General features: G+C 65.3%; 11 protein-coding genes and 1 pseudogene. 9 read left to right on the plus strand and 3 right to left on the minus strand.

Annotation, left to right across the window (positions count from 1 at the left end):
- Positions 1 to 3 precede the first annotated feature (3 nt).
- Positions 4 to 8,538 carry a hypothetical protein gene (locus tag CAFEL_RS00210; protein WP_194559957.1) on the plus strand — a complete coding sequence of 2,845 codons (8,535 nt, stop codon included), beginning with the start codon at positions 4 to 6 and terminating at the stop codon, positions 8,536 to 8,538.
- Positions 8,539 to 8,686: 148 nt separating this feature from the next.
- Here the strand turns inward: CAFEL_RS00210 and CAFEL_RS00215 are convergent, their stop codons facing one another.
- Positions 8,687 to 9,706: an endonuclease domain-containing protein gene (locus CAFEL_RS00215; protein WP_194559958.1), complete on the minus strand. Its 1,020-nt coding sequence runs from the start codon at positions 9,704 to 9,706 to the stop codon at positions 8,687 to 8,689.
- A 250-nt stretch (positions 9,707 to 9,956) separates the two neighbouring features.
- Between CAFEL_RS00215 and CAFEL_RS00220 the strand changes: the two genes are divergently transcribed.
- The 4 genes from CAFEL_RS00220 to CAFEL_RS00235 all read left to right on the plus strand — a co-directional run bounded on the left by CAFEL_RS00220 (position 9,957) and on the right by CAFEL_RS00235 (position 14,944).
- Positions 9,957 to 10,508: an LURP-one-related/scramblase family protein gene (locus CAFEL_RS00220; RefSeq protein ID WP_194559959.1), complete on the plus strand. Its 552-nt coding sequence runs from the start codon at positions 9,957 to 9,959 to the stop codon at positions 10,506 to 10,508.
- A 500-nt stretch (positions 10,509 to 11,008) separates the two neighbouring features.
- Positions 11,009 to 12,337 (plus strand): hypothetical protein, encoded by a 1,329-nt coding sequence (locus CAFEL_RS00225; protein ID WP_194559960.1) that lies wholly within the window; start codon positions 11,009 to 11,011, stop codon positions 12,335 to 12,337.
- Between the two features lie 68 nt (positions 12,338 to 12,405).
- A complete protein-coding gene (locus tag CAFEL_RS00230) occupies positions 12,406 to 13,758 on the plus strand; it encodes an MFS transporter (protein WP_194559961.1) in 1,353 nt (450 codons plus the stop codon).
- Positions 13,751 to 14,944, plus strand: coding sequence for a copper oxidase (locus CAFEL_RS00235; protein ID WP_194559962.1), 1,194 nt, complete (start codon positions 13,751 to 13,753; stop codon positions 14,942 to 14,944). The genes CAFEL_RS00230 and CAFEL_RS00235 overlap by 8 nt, the downstream gene beginning before the upstream one ends.
- Here CAFEL_RS00235 and CAFEL_RS00240 read toward each other — a convergent pair.
- Positions 14,925 to 15,308, minus strand: coding sequence for a cupredoxin domain-containing protein (locus CAFEL_RS00240; protein WP_194559963.1), 384 nt, complete (start codon positions 15,306 to 15,308; stop codon positions 14,925 to 14,927). The two genes, CAFEL_RS00235 and CAFEL_RS00240, sit on opposite strands and share 20 nt — an antisense overlap.
- A 92-nt stretch (positions 15,309 to 15,400) precedes the next feature.
- On the opposite strand from CAFEL_RS00240, the gene CAFEL_RS00245 reads away from it, so the two are divergent.
- Positions 15,401 to 16,087 (plus strand): winged helix-turn-helix transcriptional regulator, encoded by a 687-nt coding sequence (locus CAFEL_RS00245; protein ID WP_194559964.1) that lies wholly within the window; start codon positions 15,401 to 15,403, stop codon positions 16,085 to 16,087.
- Here CAFEL_RS00245 and CAFEL_RS00250 read toward each other — a convergent pair.
- Positions 16,084 to 17,256 (minus strand): globin domain-containing protein, encoded by a 1,173-nt coding sequence (locus tag CAFEL_RS00250; protein ID WP_194559965.1) that lies wholly within the window; start codon positions 17,254 to 17,256, stop codon positions 16,084 to 16,086. The genes CAFEL_RS00245 and CAFEL_RS00250 overlap by 4 nt on opposite strands.
- A 57-nt stretch (positions 17,257 to 17,313) precedes the next feature.
- On the opposite strand from CAFEL_RS00250, the pseudogene CAFEL_RS00255 reads away from it, so the two are divergent.
- From CAFEL_RS00255 to CAFEL_RS00260, 3 genes and pseudogenes are all read left to right on the plus strand, one after another.
- Positions 17,314 to 18,552 (plus strand): annotated as a pseudogene (locus tag CAFEL_RS00255) (glutaminase); the annotation flags it as partial.
- An 18-nt stretch (positions 18,553 to 18,570) separates the two neighbouring features.
- The gene (locus CAFEL_RS11195) at positions 18,571 to 18,936 is read left to right on the plus strand and encodes an SRPBCC family protein (protein WP_353959482.1); all 366 of its coding nucleotides are present in this window, start codon (positions 18,571 to 18,573) and stop codon (positions 18,934 to 18,936) included.
- 57 nt (positions 18,937 to 18,993) lie between these two features.
- The gene (locus tag CAFEL_RS00260; RefSeq protein WP_194559967.1) at positions 18,994 to 20,238 is read left to right on the plus strand and encodes an ATP-binding protein; all 1,245 of its coding nucleotides are present in this window, start codon (positions 18,994 to 18,996) and stop codon (positions 20,236 to 20,238) included.
- Position 20,239: the final 1 nt, after the last annotated feature.

The following is a 20,239-nucleotide window of genomic DNA, read 5'->3' on the forward strand; positions in this document are numbered from 1 at the left end:
TATGTGGTTGCTCAAAAGCCGTGTCCAGAGCCTGCAAACCCAGGTCTTGAACTCAAGAAGTTCATCAACGGTCGTGACGAGCACGCCCTGGTCAACGCCGGCGAGGACATGACCATCACGTACCGCATCACTAACACTGGTGCGACGCGTATAGAAGGCATCCTTCTCAAGGACCAGGTGCAAGAAAACAACACTGAACTGCAGCAGGCCGTCAACGACCAGCTGGGCTCCGACCCGTTCGATCTGGAGCCGGGGGAGTCCCGAGACGTAGAAGTTACAGTGAAGGCCCCGGTTGGCCGTCACGACAACACCGCGCGCTTGGAGGTCCCGCCGACAGTCACCCTCACGACAGTTCCGGAAGACGACGCTTCCTCTGACTCCCCGCAGCTAGAGCTGCTCAAGGAGATCAAGCGCGAGGACGAGGGCGAGGACGCATGGCGTGATGCTGAGGAGGCCGATGACGCGCTGCCGATCGGCAAGGGCGAGCGTATGCAGTTGCGTTACACCGTGCGCAACACCGGCTCAGTCGCGCTCAGTGGAGTGGACGTGGTGGACAAAGTCACCCGTCTCGACGATGGCGATGCCGACGAGTACACCAAGCTAATCAACGCCGAGCTGAAAACGGTTGGTCGCGGCCTAAAGCTGGAGCCGGGAGATGAGAAAGCCGTCGTAATTACGGTTGCGGCGCCTGGTGGCTACCACGTCAATGAAGCGTCCGCGACTGCCCAGCCAGTGACGGCGACCGAAACTGTGGTTAGCTCCGTTCCAGGAACGACGAATGAGAACACCACGGTCCCTGGCACGTTAACTACCGAGACTACGGTAGTGGAGCGTGTGCCGAACACGCCGACCAACAAGGCGCAGTCCACTCCCACCAGCGAGGTGACCCCACCCCCCGTCGTCGAAAACCCGCAGTTCTCGGTTGAGAAGCTGAGCAACCAGTCCGCCATCAACCTGGAGCGCAACCAGGATGGCAAGTACGCCTACACGGCGGAGTACACCATCATCGTCAGGAATGACGGCAAAGGCGACGGCGAGCACGCTGACATCTATGACGTGCCGCTGCGCGGTGTTGGTTTCGAGCTGAACTCCGTGCAGGTCGATGGCCAGGACGCGCCGCTGCAGAATGGCCGCTACAAGATTGCGGATGGTGCAGCTCTCGCAGCAGGCGAGTCCAAGACGTTCACCGTCACCGTCTCCGGCACTATCTCCGATGCTGCGGCAGGCAACCTACCGGCTGCCTACGGCCAGTGCGACGCCACCGGCGCGGACGCGACGAAGAACTCCGGCCTGCTCAACGTAGTCAACATGGACGGCGACTCGGACGGTCCGGACAACAACATTGTCTGTACGCCGGTTGAACTGCGTCGTCTGAACATCGAGAAGCGCATTGATGGCCGTGGAGAAGCCGTCGTGAAGCCGGGCGAGCCGATGGACATCTGGTACCGCGTCCGCAACACCGGCAACGTCACGCTCCACGACGTGAAGCTGTCGGACAACGTCCAGGAAAACAACAAGGCGCTGCAGGAAGAGATCACCAAGCAGCTCAACGGCCAGGACACCTTCGACCTCGAGCCAGGCGAGATCCGCGACGTGCACATCTCGGTTAAGGCTCCAAAGGGCGAGCACGTCAACGAGGCTCGCGCCGACGTCCCGCCGACCACGATCCCGCCGGTGACGCTCCCGCACACTACGGTCCCGGGCAAGCCGGTGCCGTCCACTGCCGTGTCCACCACGGCGAAGGCGAAGTCGCCGAAGATCACCATCAAGAAGTACGTCAACGGCCACGACGACGGCACTCCTGTACTTCCGGGCGAGGACATGGAGATCCTCTACCGCGTGGTCAACGAGGGCAGCATGCCTGTCGACGGCATCCGCGTCGTCGACAAGGTCACCCAGGCCACCGATAAGCAGGGCCTGCAGGCGGCAATCAATGCCGAGCTGGCGAAGGAGCCGGCGTTCAAGCTGGAGCCGGGCGGCGTGAAGGAGATCCGTATTACGGTGCCGGCACCGGCCGGCGGCCACGTGAACGAGGCCGTCGCCACCGCACCGGTGACCGTTCCGGGCACCACGGTTCCGCCGGTGACGGTCCCGCCGATCACGAAGCCGAGCACCACCATCCCGGGCTCTACCGTGCCGGGCACCACCGTTCCGTCCACTGTGGTCACCGTGACCGCGCCGCCAGATGAGGGCCGCTCGGAGTCGCCGCAGCTGGAGATCACCAAGTACATCAACGGCCGCGACGAGGGCGACGTCCTCGCAGCGAACGCTAAGAAGATGGAGATCACGTACCGCGTGCGCAACACCGGTGTCGGCGAGGTCAAGGGCATCACCATCGCCGACGAGGTCACCGAGGGCGAGGACATCCCGAACCTGGCAGACAAGCTCGCTGCTGTCGAACCGTTCGACCTCGCGCCGGGCGCGTTCAAGGACGTCACCATCGAGGTGACCGCGCCAAAGGGCGGCCACGTCAACGTGGCTAAGCCGGTCGTGCCGCCGGTGACCGTTCCGGCCACCACGATCCCGGGCACCACGAACCCGAACACGACCATCCCGCCGACCACGGTTCCGGAGCGCGAGGTGACTCCGACGACGACGCCGTCCGACGATGCGCGCTCGAACGTTGTGAAGCTGGAGCTGCTCAAGGACATCTGGAGCAACGACACCAACAACTGGAAGACCGCTGACAAGGTCGATGAGGCCGCAGACGCCGCAGTGGTGGACGCCAACGGCAAGATGCGTATCCGCTACACGGTGAAGAACACCGGTTCCTTGCCGGTTTCCGGCATCGGCATCGTCGACGAGGTCACCGAGCTGACCAAGGGCACCGACGAAGACAAGCAGGCGCTGACTGACGCAATTAACGCCGAGCTGGAGAAGTACGGCAAGGACTTCACGCTGCAGCCGGGCAAGTCCCGTGCAGTTGAGATCTCCGTGGACGCGCCGAAGCAGCGCCACATCAACGTGGCTAAGGTGACTGCACCGCCGGTGACTACGCTGCCGGGCTCCACCATCCCGGGTACCACCGTGATGACTACCACCAACGGCTCCACCGTCCCGGTGACCACCGTGACCCCGCGTGTGGTTGAGCCGTCCACCGTCACCCCGAACACCCCGTCCAACACCGCGCACGCGACCCCGACCTCCTCGACGACTCCGGTTGTCCCGGCTCCGGTTGATCCGCAGTTCGCGGTGGAGAAGCTGGGTAACCAGTCTGGTATCTCGCTGGAGCGCAACAAGGACGGTAAGTACGGTTACTCTGCTGAGTACACGATCCGCGTGCGCAACACCGGCCAGGTTGCCGGTGAGCACGCGAAGGTGTGGGATGTGCCGGTGCGCGGTGTCGGCTTCGACATCAACTCCGTCACCATCGACGGCACCGAGGTCAAGCCGAATTCCGGCCGTTACCTCATCAGCGACAAGGCTGAGCTCGCAGTTGGCGAGTACAAGGACTACCAAGTGGTGGTCAACGGCACCCTCGCCGATAAGGCTGCAGACGCGCTGCCGGCCGCTGTCGGTCAGTGCGAGGCTGTGACCCCGGGTAACCCGGGTGCTGGATCCGGTCTGGTCAACACGGTGCAGATGGCGGGCGATTCCGATGGCCCGGACAACAACATCGTCTGCGAGCCGGTTGAGCTGCGCCGCCTGAACATTGAGAAGCGCATCGACGGCCGCGAGTCTGCGCCGGTTACCCCGGGCGAGAAGATGGAGATCTGGTACCGCGTCCGCAACACGGGCAACGTCACCCTCTCCGGCATTACGCTGGCAGACCAGATCAAGGAAGACAACAAGGAGCTCCAGGCGGAGATTGACGCTGAGATCGCCAAGATCGAGGCGTTCGACCTCGCGCCGGGCGAAGTCAAGGATGTGACGTTCGAGGTCACCGCGCACGAGGGCGAGCACACCAATGAGGTCGAGGCCCAGGTGCCGGAGACCACCGTGCCGGGCACGACCCGCCCGGAGACCTCCATCCCGGAGACCACCGTCCCGCCGGTGACCGTCCCGGGCACCACCAACTCGGAGACCACGGTTCCGGAGACCACCATTCCTGGCTCGACCATCCCGGCGACGACCATCCCGGGCACCACTGTGCCGGGCCGTTCGGTCCCGCCGACCACGGTGACCGCCACCGCGCACGCGAACTCGCCGAAGCTGGAGATCAAGAAGTACATCAACGGCTACGACGACGGCACGCAGGTGGCGCCGGGCGAGGACATGGAGATCCTCTACCGCGTGGCCAATACGGGCTCTGTGCGTATCGACGGCATCCGCCTCGACGACGAAGTCACCGAGGCCGCCGACGAGCAGGTGTCCAAGGCGCTTCAGCGCGACATCAATGCCGCGCTGAAGAACGAGGCGCCGTTCGCGCTGGAGCCGGGTGAGGTGCGCGAGGTTCGCATTACGGTGCCGGCGCCGGCTGGCGGTCACGTGAACGTCGCAAAGCCGATCGTTCCGCCGGTGACCGTCCCGGGTACCACGATCCCGGGTACGACGAACCCGAACACCACGGTGCCGGGTACGACGGTGCCGTCGACGGTGGTCACCGTGACCACCCCGTCGGACGACGCCCGCTCGGATTCGCCGATCCTGGACATCAAGAAGTACATCAACAACATCGACGACGGCGACATTGTCACCCCGGGCGATGACATGGTGATCACCTACCGTGTCTTCAATAAGGGCAACGTCGACGCCAAGGGCGTCACCATCGCCGACGAGGTCACTGAGGGCTCCAAGGCAACCAAGGCGGACCTGACCAAGCAGATCAAGGCGGAGCTGGACAAGCTCAAGCCGTTCGATGTCCCGGCCGGCGGCTACCACGACGTGGAGATCACGGTCAAGGCACCGGAGGGCGGTCACGTCAACGTGGCACGTCCGGTGGTGCCGCCGGTGACCGTGCCTGCGACCACCATCCCGGGCACGACGAACCCGCGCACCACGATTCCGGAGACCACGGTCCCGGAGCGCGTGGTCACGCAGACGACCACCCCGTCCGACGACGCCCGCTCCGATTCGCTGCAGCTGGAGATCCTCAAGGACATCTTCAGCCTGGAAGACAACGAGTGGCACGCCGCCGACTCCGAGGACGACGCGGCGGTTGTGGACGCGAACGGCAAGATGCGCGTGCGCTACACGGTGACTAACACCGGTTCCGTCACGCTCAGCGACATCGACATCATCGATAAGGTCACCCGCCTGGACGAGGGCGACCAGCAGGCGCTCACCGATGCGCTCAACGGTGCGCTCGAGGCTGAGGGCCGCGGCTTCACCCTGAAGCCGGGCGAGAAGAAGGTCGTCGAGATTACTGTCGACGCACCGAAGGGCTACCACGTCAACGAGGCCATCGCGACGGCCCCGGCGGTGCCCACCACCCAGACGCAGGTCTCCTCGGTGCCGGGCACCACCGACGCCACGACGACGGTGCCGGGCTCGCTGACCACCACCGTGGTCACCACCGAGAAGACGCCGAACGTGCCGACGAACACCGCGCAGGCAACGCCGACCACCTCGGCAACCACCCCAGTGCCGCCGCCGGTCACGACGACTGTGGCGCCTGAGCAGCCGCAGTTTGCCGTCGAGAAGCTTGGCGCCCGTGCGGGCAACGTTGCGCTGACCCGCAATGAGGAGGGCAGCTACGACTACTCCAACGAGTACGTCATTCGCGTGCGCAACTCCGGCCTGGTCGACGGCGAGCACGCCACCATCTGGGACGTGCCGCTGCGCGGCGCTGGCTTCACGGTCAACGAAGTGACTGTCGACGACAAGGCTGTGGAGGTCGAAAACGGCCGCTACAAGGTCGCCGACGCCGCCGCGCTGAAGGCAGGCAAGTACAAGGACTTCCACGTCACCGTCACCGGCACGCTGGCTGAGGCCGCGGCGAACAACCTGCCGGAGGCTGTCGGCCAGTGCACCGCCGAGGGTGCGAACCCGGGTGCGGATTCCGGCCTGGTCAACGTGGCCAACATGTCCGGCGACTCGGACGGCCCGGGCAACAACGTTGTCTGCACGCCGGTTGAATTGCGCCGCCTGAACATTGAAAAGCGCATCAACGGCCGCGAGGACGCCTCCGTCACTCCGGGCGAGAAGATGGAGATCTGGTACCGCGTTACCAACACCGGCAACGTGGAACTGAACGACATCGCACTCGCGGATCAGATCCGCGAGGACGACCCGGAGCTGCAGGAGGAGATCAACGCGGAGCTGGCCGAGAAGGCCAAGCCGTTCAACCTTGCGCCGGGCAACTTCCAGGACATCCGCATCGAGGTCACCGCGCCGGAGGGCGAGCACGTCAACGAGGCACGCGCCGAGGTGCCGGAGACCACGGTTCCGGAATCCACCCGTCCGGGCACCACGATCCCGGGCACGACCGGCCCATCCACCACGGTGCCGCCGGTGATCATCCCGGAGACCACCATCCCGGGCACCACTGAGCCGGGCACGACGGTGTCCACCACCGCGCGTGCGAACTCGCCGCTGCTTGAGGTGAAGAAGTTCATCAACGGCCGCGACGAGCACGCCCTGGTCAACGCCGGCGACGACATGGACATCACCTACCGCGTGACCAACAATGGCACCCTGCCGATCCGCGACATTCGCCTCACCGACGAGGTGCAGGAGGACAACGCCGAGCTGCAGCAGGCCATCGACGCCCAGCTGGGCAAGGTCGCCCCGTTCGCGCTGGAGCCGGGCGAATCTATGGACGTGACCGTGACCGTGAAGGCCCCGGCCGGCCGCCACGACAACGTCGCGGGCGTGACCGTGCCGCCGGTGACCATCCCGGCCACCACGATCCCGGGCACCACGAACCCGCACACGACCGTGCCGGGTACCACGGTGCCGTCGACAGTGGTGACTGTGACCGCGCCGCCGGATGACGCCTCCTCCGACTCCCCGCAGCTGGAGATCCTCAAGGAGATCAAGCGCGAGGACGAGGGCGACGACGCATGGCGCGACGCCGAAGAAGCCGGCGACGCACTGCCGATCGGCGAGGGCGAGCCGATGCAGCTGCGTTACACGGTGACCAACACCGGTTCGGTGGCGCTCGAGGGCGTGGATGTTGTGGACAACGTCACCCGCCTGGACGAGGGCGACGCCGACGAGTTCACCGCGCTGATCAACGACGAGCTGGAGAAGGCAGGCCGCGGGCGTGCCCTCGAGCCGGGCGAATCCGCCAAGATCGTGATCACGGTGGCGGCGCCGGCTGGCTACCACGTCAACGAGGCGATCGCGACCGCCCCGCCGGTCACCGCCACCGAGACTGTGGTCAGCTCCGTCCCGGGCACGACCAATGAGACGACGACGGTTCCGGGCAGCTTCGTCACCGAGACCACGGTGGTGGAGCGCACCCCGAACACGCCGACGAACAAGGCGCAGTCCACCCCGACCACGGGTGCGGCACCGTGCGAGTGCGAAGTCACCACCATCACGGAGACCCCGGATCCGGTGACCACCACCTTGGCAGGTGAGCTGACCACCATCACCCCGGACCCGGTGACCTCTGAGGTGACCATCACGGAGACCCCGGACCCGGTCACCTCCGAGGTGACCACCACGGAGATCCCGGAGCCGATCGTCACCACTGTGGTGCAGACGCAGGATCCGATCACGGTCACTCGCACCACGCCGGTCACCACCGTGCAGACGGTGACGCCGGAGCCGCAGACGGTGGTCACCACCGTTGAGGGTCCGGAAGTGACCACCACGCCGGATGTTCCGGGCCAGGTGGTTGTGGTTGTGGACGACTCCGGCAAGACCGTCACCGAGGTCGCACCGACCCCGGTGGATGGCTACACCCCGCCGGTGACCGCGACGGCAACGTACACGCTGCCGCCGGTGGTCACGGAGACACTGCCGCAGGTCACGGTCACTGAAGTGGGGACGAGCACCCCGGCCGTGGTCACCCCGACGGGCACGCCGGACGAGGGCAGCGTCCTCGGCCGCTGTGTGGCCAACGCGGTGCGCTCGCCGATCCTGTACATGGTGCCGCTGCTGCTGGCGGGCCAGGTGCTGGGTGAGGTCGCAGCCCCGTACGTCAAGGCGGTCAACGACCAGTTCAACCAGATCTCCGCGGAGATCCAGGACGAGATCCGCCGCAAGACGCCGAACTTCGGTCACGGCCGTCGCGGTCACGAGAACGAGCAGGTTGCCGAGCTGCGCGCGAAGGCCGAGGCCGCCAACCGCATGCTGCAGGAACTGGCAATGCGCCCGGAGGTGCAGGAGTACGGCCAGTGGGCAGCCATCGCCGCGGGCGTGGTTGTCGCGGGCTCCGTCCTCTACGATTGGTGCACCAACGAGGCTGGCGAGGCGTTCACCGCCATCGGCCCGAACAAGTCCAGCTCCATCGACGACGTTCGCGTGGGCGGCTCCTCGCTCCGCGGCCGCGGCGATGAGGCCGAGACCATCGTCGCGCCGGTGACCGACACCAACGCCGACGAGGCAACTGGCGAGGCTGAGGATGGTTCCTCTGAGGGATCCTCGGATGGATCCTCCGGCAGCTCGGATGGCTCCTCTGACGGATCCTCCGGCTCCTCGAAGTAACCCCTCGAGCGCGTAGAACCCCGGCAGGTCGAACCACCTGCCGGGGTTCTTTGCTGCCCGAGCCCTTTGCCCGAGCCCCTTGCCTCGCAAACCAGGAGCAAGCACCCAGGAGCATGGGCCTAAAACGGCTTTCCTCCGGTGTGCTTGCTCAGGGTCTGCGGAACATGTCGACGGCTTCCTGCAAGTCCGGCGGCAGCGCCACGTTGCGCCCCGGTCCGATCGGTGTGTAGCCCTTCGGCTTCACCTGCACGGGAAGCAGGCCCCGGGCAGCCGGCCACGCGTTGCGGATGCGTTGGATCAAATCGTCTTCATCGCCCCAGAAGTTGCTGGTGTAGAAGTGCAAGACTTTGTATCCGCGCTCGGCGAGCCAGTCGTCACGCACACGCTGCTTGCGCAGTACGTCATGGGGGACCTCCTCGTATTTTTCCCACCCGTCGACCTCCACGACGAGGTTGTCGCCGATGAGGAAGTCAACCCGGTACGGTCCGATCGCCGCCTGGGTGCGGTACGGGACCCCGTGGGCATCGAGGATCAGGCGCAGGAGGGACTCGTAGGGCGAATCCGAAAGTTTGCTGGCCAGCGGGAGCGCTTTGCGGGCGTTGGCGATTCCTTTCGTGCCGGCGAGCCGGGAGATGGTGGCGCGGAACTGGTGCAGCAGTTCCGCGTACAGGTGGTCGCCGTGGCCGGAGAGCACGCTGTCTATCGCTATGACGCCTTCGCGCACGCCGCGTTCACGGGCAATGTCGATGGCGGTGCGGATCGCGTTGGTGTAGCGCACGGGCCCGTCATAGATGATGTCGGCTTCCGGGATCTGCCGGTGGCGGTACTCGTACCCGGTCCAGCCGCCTTTGGTGGAGGCCGGGCGCCCATTCGGCACCGCAAGCGTGACGGGTTCGTTGCGTGCGATGGTCCACACACCGTTCAGCCTGGCTGCCGAGCAGTCGATGAGTACCGCGCGTCTGCTTTGGCACCCGGCTGCGTAGCACCGCAAAAACGCCCGCTGGTACTCCTTGAGCTTCTTCCACGTCGCGGCGCAGAAGTAGATCGACTTGGTCAGCTGCACCATCTCGCCGTCACTGATGCGCCGGTGCGTTTCGGTGTCCACGGACGACACCCTCCGCAGGTCGACGAGCTTTTCCCGCAGCTCTTTCTTCCGCGTGTCTTTCATTAGTCCCCCCCCTTGACTAATTACCCCGCTGCGGAGACTACCGGAGGCGCGTTGCTTCCGCCTGCGCACCCCTCACAGACCCTGAGCAGAACCCCCGGAGCATGGGCCGAAAACAGCCATGCTCCGGGGTGATTCCTCCTGGTTTGCGGGAAAGAGGCGGGAAAAGCGGCGGAAAAGGCAAAAGGTGAGGACCGACACTTTACTGCCCGGAACCCTTGTGCAAGCTGAGAGTCAGCGTTAGGGTGCGCGTGTGTTTACGGAACGTGAGGTCGTCGTAAAGCAAACAAAAGCTCTTGGCCGCGACACGTTCGCGATTGAGGGACCGGGTGGGACCCCGCTGGGCACGGCCCGTCAGACACTCAAGATGAGCGATTTGGTCAAGGCGTCGCGCGGGGTGGAGGTCTTCGATGCGGATGGCGCGCATGTGCTGAGCATTGAGGATCCGGTGAACTTCATCCGCGATAAGTACATCGTGCACCTGGTCACCCCGCCGCTGCAGCTGGCCAAGCTGACAAAGCGGTTTTCCTGGATCGGGGCGAAGTTCGATGTGGAGATGGCTGGCCTGCCGGACGTGCAGATCCAGGGCCAGGCCTTCCAGCTGAACTACACACTGACCAGCCAGGGGCGCGTGGTCGCGCGCGTGGACGCCGAGTATTCCGGCATGGGGCGGATGCTCATGGGCAAGACCAGCTACCGGGTGCGCATTGAGCCCGGGCTGGACGAGCGCCAGCACGCGGCGGTCATCGGCATCACGCTGGCGATTGACATGCGCCGCGCGAAGATGCGCAGGAACTCGAGTTAAGGGGCTTTTTGCTTTGCGACGGCTCCGTGGCCCCGCAGCGGGGGTAAAAAACGGGGGTAGGGGGTAAAACGGGATTGCTGAACAATCCGCCGATCTTTGAACAATCCGGTGCACACACCGGTATTTCACGGGAAAAACCGGGCTACCTGAGAGGCAATGAGTTGTATGTTCAACCCGAATGCGCTGGTAGAGCCGTGATTAGTCAGCATTATGCAAGAAAACACCTGAAAGTGCATAGTATGCAGTTGTGGTGGATTGTTCAACCATCTAACGCCGCGCGCGGTTCGATCGTTCAACAAAGCTGACGAAATCGCGGAAGTACCACCCGGATTGCTGAACAATCCGCAGGCCACAATGGGTGGAAACGTTGAACAATCCGGAAAGAATGTTCAACGATTTCAAGGTTTTTTCAGGCTTTCCCCGAGCGGTTTACCAGCGCATATTTGGTGCATAAACTCGTGGATGTAACAAAGAGAACACACCATCAAGGAGTCACCGAGATGCGAGCAGCATTCCGAAACACCATCGCCGCAGTAGTTGCCGCCGCCATCGCGGTGTCCGGCGTTACCGTCGCAGGCGCAGCTGAGGAGGTTCAGCTAGCGCCAGTGCGCACTAACACCGCAACGCTTATCGACTCCGATGGCGACGGCATTCCGGATATCTGGGAGGAACAAGGCGTCGTGTTAGCCGACGGCACGGAAATCCCCCTGCCGGACTGGGGCGCGGACCCCAACCGCCCGGATGTGTTCCTCCAGCTGAATTGGATGGCTTCCGAATACGACACTCTGGGCTGCAACACGTCCGCCGCCCGCGAGTGCGCAAGCGCCAACCGCACCTCCTACGCCCCGTCGACGCAGGCCCTGGATGATCTGGTGGACCTGTTCGACGATCACGGTATTAACCTGCACATCGACGCCGGTGCGCACTACACCAACATCGCCAACTACACCGATACTCACGGCGGCGAGAGCATCGACTACCGCGACGTCTACTTCAGCCCGAGCCGGCACGAGGCGTTCCAGCTCATCGACAACATCAACGCCCTCGGCGAGCGCGACAACATCTTCCGCTCCGGCGTACTCGGCGACCGGATGCGTGCAGGCTCGAATGCCACGGGCCTGTCGCTGGTGGGCGATAACGCCTTCTACATCGCCAACCCAGGCGGGCGCGCCACCGACATGCAGGTGCGCAACACCATCCTGCACGAGTTCGGCCACACGTTGGGCCTGCGCCACTGGGGTGCCGCCAAGTACGTCGAGGACTTCGCTGAGGGCTCGCCGATGCAAGACGGCTACCACTCGGTGATGAACTACAACCACCAGTTCGACTACTTCAACTACTCCGAGCAGCCCTACTTCGCCAACACCCCGCAGGGTAGGGTGTTCATCCCCGCCGACTGGGACAGCCTGGAAATCGACAGCCCGCGTATCGGTGTCTACGCCGAATCCATCGGCGCCCGCGCCGACATCGCCGACAAGGCAGACGTTGAAGAGGTTGCACAGCCCGAGGAAAACGTCGAGACCACCCAGCCTGCACCCGTCGAGGTCGCCGAAGAACACGCAATGGTCGAGCTCGTCCCGGCCGAAGAAATCACCGAGGAACCAGCCGTAGACGCCGAGTCCCAGCCGGGTGCCACCCCCACCACACCGGCCCAGGACGAACCCAAGGCCCACCCCAAGGTCGAAGAAGTCAAACCCGCCAAGGCAGACACCCCGAAGCAGACCAACAACCAGACCAACAACCAGCCCAACATCGCAATCATCATCGGCGGTGTCATCGCAGCCCTAGCAGCCCTCGGCATCGGCGCAGCATTCTTCGCAATGCGCTAAGAGCAACAAATACACAGAGTGCGTCCCGCAACCGGGGCGCACTTTTTTGTGCGCGGTACCATCTGCCCATGACTAAGGCGCAGCGCTGGGGATTTTTCGCGGTGGTTTCGCTCGGGCTACTCATGATCGGCCTGGATAACTCCATCCTCTATACGGCGCTGCCGGCGCTGGAGCACGCGCTCGGCGCGGGCCCGGAGCAGGGCCTGTGGATCATCAACGCGTACCCGCTGGTGCTCTCCGGCCTGCTGCTGGGCACCGGCGCGCTGGGCGACAGGGTGGGCCACCGCCTGATGTTCATCGTGGGCCTGACCATCTTCGGCCTGGCCTCCCTGGGTGCGGCGTTCGCGCCCGGGCCGCTGGAGCTGATTGTCGCGCGCGGGATTCTCGGTATGGGCGCGGCGGTGATGATGCCGGCCACGCTCGCGCTGATCCGCCTGACGTTTCCGGACGAGCGCGAGCGCAACACCGCCATCGGCATCTGGGGCTCGGTGGCGGTGGCGGGCGGCGCGCTCGGCCCGGTGGTCGGCGGCGCGCTGATCCAGCATTTCTGGGTCGGCTCCGTCTTCCTCATCAACGTGCCCATCGTGGTGATCGCGCTGGTGCTCACCGTCGCGCTCGCGCCGGAAAACCTGCCCAACCCGGACAAGCAGTGGGACGTGGTCTCTTCCTTCTACGCCCTGGTCGCGCTGTCGGGCCTGACCATGGCCATCAAGCAGGCCGCCCAAAGCCCCGCCTCCACTCTCGCCGCCCTGGCCGCGGCCGCCGTCGGTGCATGGTTGTTCGTGCGCCGCCAGCACCGCCTCGTGGACCCGCTGCTGACCTTCGACATCTTCCGCTCCCGCCTGTTCACCGGCGGCGTCCTCGCGGCAGCCGGCGGCATGTTCGTCCTCGCCGGCGCCGAACTGATGACCACGCAGAAGCTGCAGCTTGTCGACGCACTCACGCCCCTTACCGCCGGCGCCACCGTCGCCGTGATGGCCTTATCCGCCATCCCGGCCTCCGTCCTCGGCGGGGCATATCTGCACAAGATCGGCTTCCTGCCGTTGATCACGGGAGGGTTTTTCGGGGCGGTAGTGGGGGCGGTGGCGTTGGCGACCGGATGGACGTCGATAGGCATGGTGCTTTTGGGGCTGTCCGCTGGTTCGGTGATGAGTGTCTCCTCGATCGCGATCATCGGGTCCGCCCCGATGCACCGCTCCGGGATGGCCGCGGGTGTGGAGGAGGTGTCCTACGAGCTGGGCACGCTGGTTACCGTGGCGCTGACGGGGTCGCTGCTGCAGGCGGCGCTGGACCGCGGGGTGGAGTACACGGACGCTTACAACGGGGTGATCGGCGTGCTGGCTGCGGGCGCCGCGTGTTTTGCTGTGGCCACCTGGTGGTGTTTCCGCGACAACCCGAAGTCTGGAGGAGTCGATGCCTGACATGAACCCCCGCGCGTGGCACCGCAAAGCCTCGCGCCCGGTGAGCATCTGGATGGCGGTGTTCATCCTCGTCGGCCTTGCGCACCCGTTCATCCCGGACGGGTCGTGGCTGCTCATCCACATTTTCACGCTGGGGATTTTGACCAACTCGATTATGTTGTGGTCCCAAAACCTCACCGAGCGCTTCTTGGGGCAAAAGCTTGACCACGCTTCACGGCCCGCCCAACTGACCCGCACCTACCTCTTCAACGCCGCCACCATCGCCGTGCTGGTGGGGCAGCTTGCCCGGTGGTACTGGCTGGTGTGGGTTGGTGCTGCGGTGGTGGCGGTCGTGCTGGCCTGGCACGCGGCGGTGCTGGTGCGCCAGGTGCGTTCGGCGCCGCGCCAGCACGCCGGGGTGTTGGGCTTTGTCGCCTCCGCGTGCTGCCTGCCGGTGGGTGCCGTCTTAGGCGCGGCGCTTTCCGCGGGGCTGCCGGGGCAGTGGCATTCCGCGGTACGCCAGGCGCACATGTTCACCAACGTGGGCGGCTTCGTGGGGTTCGCGGCGATGGGTGCGTTGAGCGTCCTGTTCCCGGCGATGTGGCGCACCCGCGGCCAGGATCGCGTCGGCGTGGCGCTCGCGCTGGCCGGCATTGGTGTTGCTGTGGCGGTGGCGGGCTCGCTGCTGCGTCTGCCCGTGGTGGTGGGCGCGGGCACCGTGGTGATCCTGGCCGGCTGGGTGTGGCTCTACCAGGGGTTCGTGGCCAGCGCGCTGACGGTGCTCAAGGATCCGCGCGACCGTGTGACCTACCCGGCGCTGTCCGCGCTGTTCGCGGTGACCTGGCTTATCGGCGGGCTGACCTGGTATGCGGTGCGCCTGTTCGGCGGGGCGGGGGAGATTCCCACCCTGCCGCTGCTGCTCGGGTTCGCCGGCCAGCTGCTCATTGGCACCATGAGCTACCTCATGCCCACCACCATGGGCGGCGGGCCGGCGGCGGTGAAGGCGGGTCTGCGGGAGCTCAACCGGGGCGCCTACCTGCGCGCCGGCCTGTTCAATGCGTCGCTTCTGGCCTGGCTCGTGGTGGACAACTCGCATGCCCGCATCGTGCTGTCGTTTGTCGCCTTCGGTGTGCTGGTGGCGTTTCTGCCGCTCATGGCGCGTGCAGTGAAGGCGCAGGTGGCCGTGATTAGATCACGTCGACCTTAAACGTCATCCCCATCGTCTTGTGCCCGGCGATGGTGCACCACCCGCGGGTGTCCTTGTTGAATTCCCCGAAGTAGGTCGTGCTGGCCTCGCCGGGGGAGAGCCGGCCGGAGTTGGCCTCCCCGATTTTCAGGTCGTGCTCCTTCTCGCCGTCGTTGACCAGGTTGACCACCAGCTTGGTGCCGCGCGGGACCTCGATCCGGTCGGGGACGTAGCGCATACGCTCGATGCGCACGTCCGCGGTGACAACGTCGTCGCCGGTGGGCAGTTCACCTTCTTGGGACTGCGTGATCACCGCCGTAGCGGCGACGGCTGCGACACCCGCGGCGACAACCGTCCACGCTGCAGCATCTACCGCACGTGACATCGGGTCAGCTCCTCCCAAAAACCAAGTTGTCCAACATCTTAGATTGGAATATAATGCGGACGTAACAACAAGCCACTTCCAGGAGAACGCGTATGGAACGCCCTCGCGCGCCCCGTCCCGCCGGTGATTTGCTCAACGCGGTCGGCCACCTCAGCCTAAAGCAGCTCGAGGTGTTTCACGTGATCCAGGAAAACCCGGACGGCATCCAGGTCGCCGAAATAGGCAAATCCCTGGGCATGCACCCGAACACCGTGCGCGGCCACCTGGAGGAGCTCCTGTCTGCGGGAGTGGTCTCCCGCCGCGTCGCCCCCGGCACCGGCCGCGGTCGCCCCTCGCACGTTTACACCGCCCGCGTGGCGCGCACGAACCTGGCCTCTCATTCCATGATCGCCCTGGTGGAGGTGCTGGCCAGCACCCTGGCCGACCAGGACACCGACAGCGCGAAGCGTCTCGGCCGCCAGTGGGCCGAGCGGGTGAACACCCGCCGCCACGAAAACCTGCGGGTGGACCTGGACACCGCGGAGCGCCACACTTGCCAGACCCTGCGCGAAATGGGCTTCGACCCGGTGCCGCGCCCAGACGCCACCAGTGCCAAGGTGCGCGAGATCGGCCTCAACGCCTGCCCCTTCATTGCCGAAGAGGGCGTCCGCCCCGCCCCGGTGGTCTGCGCGTTGCACGAGGGCTTTTTGGACCGGGGCGCCGGCGACGTGGAGGCGCAGCTTATGCCGCACGACCGCCCCGGCCAGTGCGGCACCCGCCTGACCAAACGGGAGGTTTAGGCCACCAGCCAGTCGTTCGGGCTAAACAGCTCGTAGTACACGTTGGCGGGGGCCTTCTCAGCGGGCAGCTGCATCAGGTCCTCGCGCAGCGCCTGGAGGAAGCCGGTGCCGCCGCAGAGGTACACGTCCGCGCCGGCGAGGTCGAGCGCGCCCACGTCGACGCGCTCAGCGTCGCCGCGGAAGTAGGTCTGCAGCGACCCATCCTTCAGTTCATCCACCAGCTCGCGGGTTTCCTGCGCCTGCGCCCAGGATTCCTCGGAGTCGTCGGAATGCACGTACGTCACCCGGCGCGGGTCATCGCTCTGCGCCAGGTGGCGGAGGATGCCGGTCAACGGAGTGGAGCCGATGCCGGAGGAGATCAGCACGACCGGCCGCTCGCCCGGCTGCAGCACCAGGTCGCCGGCGGCCAGTGTCACGTCCACGGTATCGCCGACATCGACGCGCTCCTGCAAAAACGTGGAGACCTCGCCGTCTTTCTGCACCGCGATGCGGTAACGCGCCGGGCTGCCTTCGATGATGGAGTATTGGCGCAGCTGACGTGCGCCGTCGTCAAGCTTGACGCCTATAGACGTGTACTGGCCCGGCTTCGGCTGCGTAAAGTCGCCCTCCACGGTGAAAGCTGTCACGGTGCTCGAAAGATCGGTCTTTTCCACCACCGTGCCGCGGCGGAACACGTCGCCGTCGGCGACCCCGTCGGAGGCGTAGAGGTCCTTCTCGGCCTTGATCAGCACGTCTGCCATGAGCCAGTACACCGCGCTCCACGCCTCTGCCACCTCGGGCGTGACGGCGTCGCCGAGCACCTCTGCGATCGCGGCCATCAAGTTCTCGTACACGATCTGGTACTGCGCCTCGGTCACGCCGAGGGAGACGTGCTTGTGGGCGATGCGGTCGAGCATGACCACCGGGTCGGGCGCGGAGTCGTCCACAAGATGCGAGGCGAACTTCACCACTGACGCCGCGAGCGCCTTCTGCTGCGCCTGCTGCTTTTGATTGCCGCGGTTGAACAGGTCGGAGATGAGCTCGGGGTGGGCCGCGAACATCTTGGAGTAGAAGGTGTTCGCAATGGTCTGGATGTTTTCGCCCACCGGTTGGAGCGTCGCCTTGACGGTGTCGGCGTGCTCCTGGGAGAGGTGTGCGTGCGTTGAATCTGGGAGTGTGTCGTTGTACATAAACCCGATTATATCCGTTTTAAATTCCTTCGCAGGGTGGGCCTCTACACTTGCCCTATGCTCTCGTCAGTCAACGACCACCTCCAGGCCATCGTGGACAACGTCCGCGACCAAGACAGCGGCGAACTCGCCGACTACATCGACGTGCTCAAAAACGCCGATCCGGACAAACTCGCCCTGGCCATGTGCACCACGGACGGCCACCTGTACGCCATCGGCGATGCGGACTACGAATTTTCCATCCAGTCCATCTCCAAACCCTTCGTCTACGCACTCGCGCTGGACATGTACGGCCCCGATGAGGTGCACCAGCACGTGGGTGTGGAGCCGTCCGGCGAGGCGTTCAACGCACTTTCGCTTGACGACGACGGCCGCCCCGCCAACCCCCTCATCAACGCCGGCGCCATCACGGTCAACCAACTCATCGGCGGCCCCGACATCCCGGTAGAGCAGCGCAGCGAGAAACTGCGCGACTACTTCTCCCGCCTGGCCGGCCGCGAGCTGACCATGGACCAGCGCGTGCTCGACTCCGAACTGGAAAGCGCCGAGCGCAACAAGGCGTTCGCCCACATGCTTCGCGACGGCGGCATGATCACCGACGACGCCCACGACGCCGTGGCCAGCTACATCGCCCAGTGCGCAGTGCTGGTCACCGTCGGCGACCTCGCCACCATGGCCGCCACGCTGGCCAACGGCGGCACCCAACCCGTCACCGGCGAGAAAATCCTCTCCGCCGAAGCGGCGCGCCTCGCCCAGGCTGTCATGGTTTCCGCGGGCATGTACGACGCCTCCGGCCAGTGGATGGTCAACGTGGGCATCCCCGCCAAATCCGGTGTGGCCGGCGGTCTGATCGGCACACTGCCCGGGCAGCTCGGGATCGCGTCGCTAAGCCCGCGGCTGAACAAGCAGGGCAACTCGGTGCGCGGCGTGAAAATCTTCCGCGAACTGTCCAAGTCCATGGGGCTGAACCTGCTGTCCTCCAACTTCTACCTCGCGCCGGGCATTAAGTCCGTGGAGCGCCGCGAGGGCGCCGACATCGTGGAGCTGCAAGGCATGATCAACTTCACCGCCGCCGAGAAGATCCTGCGCGGGCTGGCGCAGCGCCGCCTCCACGGCGAGAAACTGATCTTCGACGTCTCCAACGTCACCGGCTTCAACAAAGCCGGCCGCGACCTGATCAAAGACGGGCTGATGAAGTACAAGGACGACGGTTTCGAGGTGGCCATCTACGACCCGGACCACACCCTGTCCGACTGGACCTTCGCCGACGGCACCACCGCCCAAGCCATCCGCGACTTCACCGCCTCCTTCTCCGTGCCAGCCACCCGCGAGGAGGTCTACCGCGCGATCACCAAACCCAACAGCTGGTGGGACCAGAAGGTCGAGGGTGAGGCCGGCGTGAAAGGCGGCGAGTTCCACGCCGAGGAGGGCGACTTCTCCGTGCAAGAAGCCGACGACGGCAAACGCGTGGTTTGGAACGTCGAACCCACCGAAGGCGAATGGGACGACACCTCGCTCATCTTCGACATCTCCGAAGACGACGACGGAGAAACCAAGGTCAATTTCACCCACCGCGGCATGCGCCCGCACGACCGCGGCTACGAAGAAATTGCCAAGACCTGGAAGGACCGCATCGCCAAGGGCCTGCAGCCTTTGATCAACCGGGAGGAAAATTTGTAGCGTTCAAGACGGAAAATTCGTAGCGTAGGAGACGGAAAATTAGTAGTGTAGGGCGCTATGAGTTACCTTCCGCGAGCTGTCGACGCGCAGCTTGACCAGCTCATTTCGCACGCTGCGGCAATTGCGCTGGAAGGGCCTAAAGCAGTAGGAAAAACCGAAACCGCGCGTCGCCGCGCCTCCACCGTTATGCGGCTGGATACGCAGGAGGGCGCCGGCGTGCTCGCCGCCGACCCCAACTTCAGCGCAGAAAAATCCGGCACAATCCTCATCGATGAATGGCAACGCCACCCTGAGTCCTGGGACTATGTGCGCCGCGCTGTCGACGAGGGCGCCGCGCCCGGCCGTTTCCTCCTCACCGGGTCAGCCACACCGGCGGCGGGCACGGACACACACAGCGGGGCCGGTCGAATCCTATCCTTACGAATGCGGCCGTTGGCGCTGTTTGAACGGGCGGGGGCGGAGCCGTCGATAAGCATGGGCGAGCTGTTCCAGGGCGGGGCAGCAATCGCAGGTGAGACCGACAAAACGCTCAAGCACTACATCGACGCCATCGCATCCGGCGGCTTTCCCGGGTTCTATGAGGCGCCCCCGGCGCTGCGCAACCAGCAGCTCGACTCGTACCTTGCACGCGTGGTGGACCGTGACCTGCCGGAGCAGGGCTACACCGCGCGCAACCCGGCGGCGCTGATGAACTGGCTGGCGGCGTACGCGGCGGCGAGCTCGACCACCACGAGCTACCAGGAGATCCTCGACGCCGCGACGCCCGGGGAGTCCAACAAGCCCGCCAAAACCACAACCATGGTGTACCGCGAGAAACTCGCCGAGGTGTGGATGCTGGACCCGGTGCCGGCGTGGGACATGCGGCGGTCCCCGTTCGCGGGCCTGGCAAAGGCGCCGAAGCACCAGCTCGCGGATCCCGCGTTTGTGCTCCGGCTTTTGGACATTCCCGCCGCGAAGCTGACCGGCCGGTTCAACTACCTGCTTGGCCCGCTCTTCGAGTCCCTGGCGACGTTGTCGGTGCGGGTGGCGGCGCAGGCGTCGTTCGGCAGCGTCGGCCATTTCCGCACCGTGAAGGGCGACCGTGAAGTGGACCTGATCGCGCAGGATCAAGACGGCGCCATCGTGGCGTATGAGGTCAAACTCGCCGCGAACATCAGTGACGACGACGTGAAGCACCTGCTGTGGCTGCGGGAGAAGTTGCCCGACGATGTGGTCGACACCGTCATTCTCACCACCGGCACCCGCGCCTACCGCCGCCCGGATGGTGTCGCGGTCGTGCCCTTGGCGTTGCTCGGTGCGTAGG

Origin of the sequence: Corynebacterium afermentans subsp. lipophilum (assembly GCF_030408375.1) — a bacterium.
Classification (GTDB): Bacteria; Actinomycetota; Actinomycetes; order Mycobacteriales; family Mycobacteriaceae; genus Corynebacterium; species Corynebacterium lipophilum.

What these genes read in the sequence shown, in the direction of transcription:
- CAFEL_RS00215 (WP_194559958.1), bottom strand. Translation starts at nt 9,706, where the DNA reads ATGAAAGACACGCGGAAGAAAGAGCTGCGGGAAAAGCTCGTCGACCTG.
- CAFEL_RS00225 (WP_194559960.1), top strand. Translation starts at nt 11,009, where the DNA reads ATGCGAGCAGCATTCCGAAACACCATCGCCGCAGTAGTTGCCGCCGCC.
- CAFEL_RS00230 (WP_194559961.1), top strand. Translation starts at nt 12,406, where the DNA reads ATGACTAAGGCGCAGCGCTGGGGATTTTTCGCGGTGGTTTCGCTCGGG.
- CAFEL_RS00235 (WP_194559962.1), top strand. Translation starts at nt 13,751, where the DNA reads ATGCCTGACATGAACCCCCGCGCGTGGCACCGCAAAGCCTCGCGCCCG.
- CAFEL_RS00240 (WP_194559963.1), bottom strand. Translation starts at nt 15,308, where the DNA reads ATGTCACGTGCGGTAGATGCTGCAGCGTGGACGGTTGTCGCCGCGGGT.
- CAFEL_RS00245 (WP_194559964.1), top strand. Translation starts at nt 15,401, where the DNA reads ATGGAACGCCCTCGCGCGCCCCGTCCCGCCGGTGATTTGCTCAACGCG.
- CAFEL_RS00250 (WP_194559965.1), bottom strand. Translation starts at nt 17,256, where the DNA reads ATGTACAACGACACACTCCCAGATTCAACGCACGCACACCTCTCCCAG.
- CAFEL_RS00260 (WP_194559967.1), top strand. Translation starts at nt 18,994, where the DNA reads ATGAGTTACCTTCCGCGAGCTGTCGACGCGCAGCTTGACCAGCTCATT.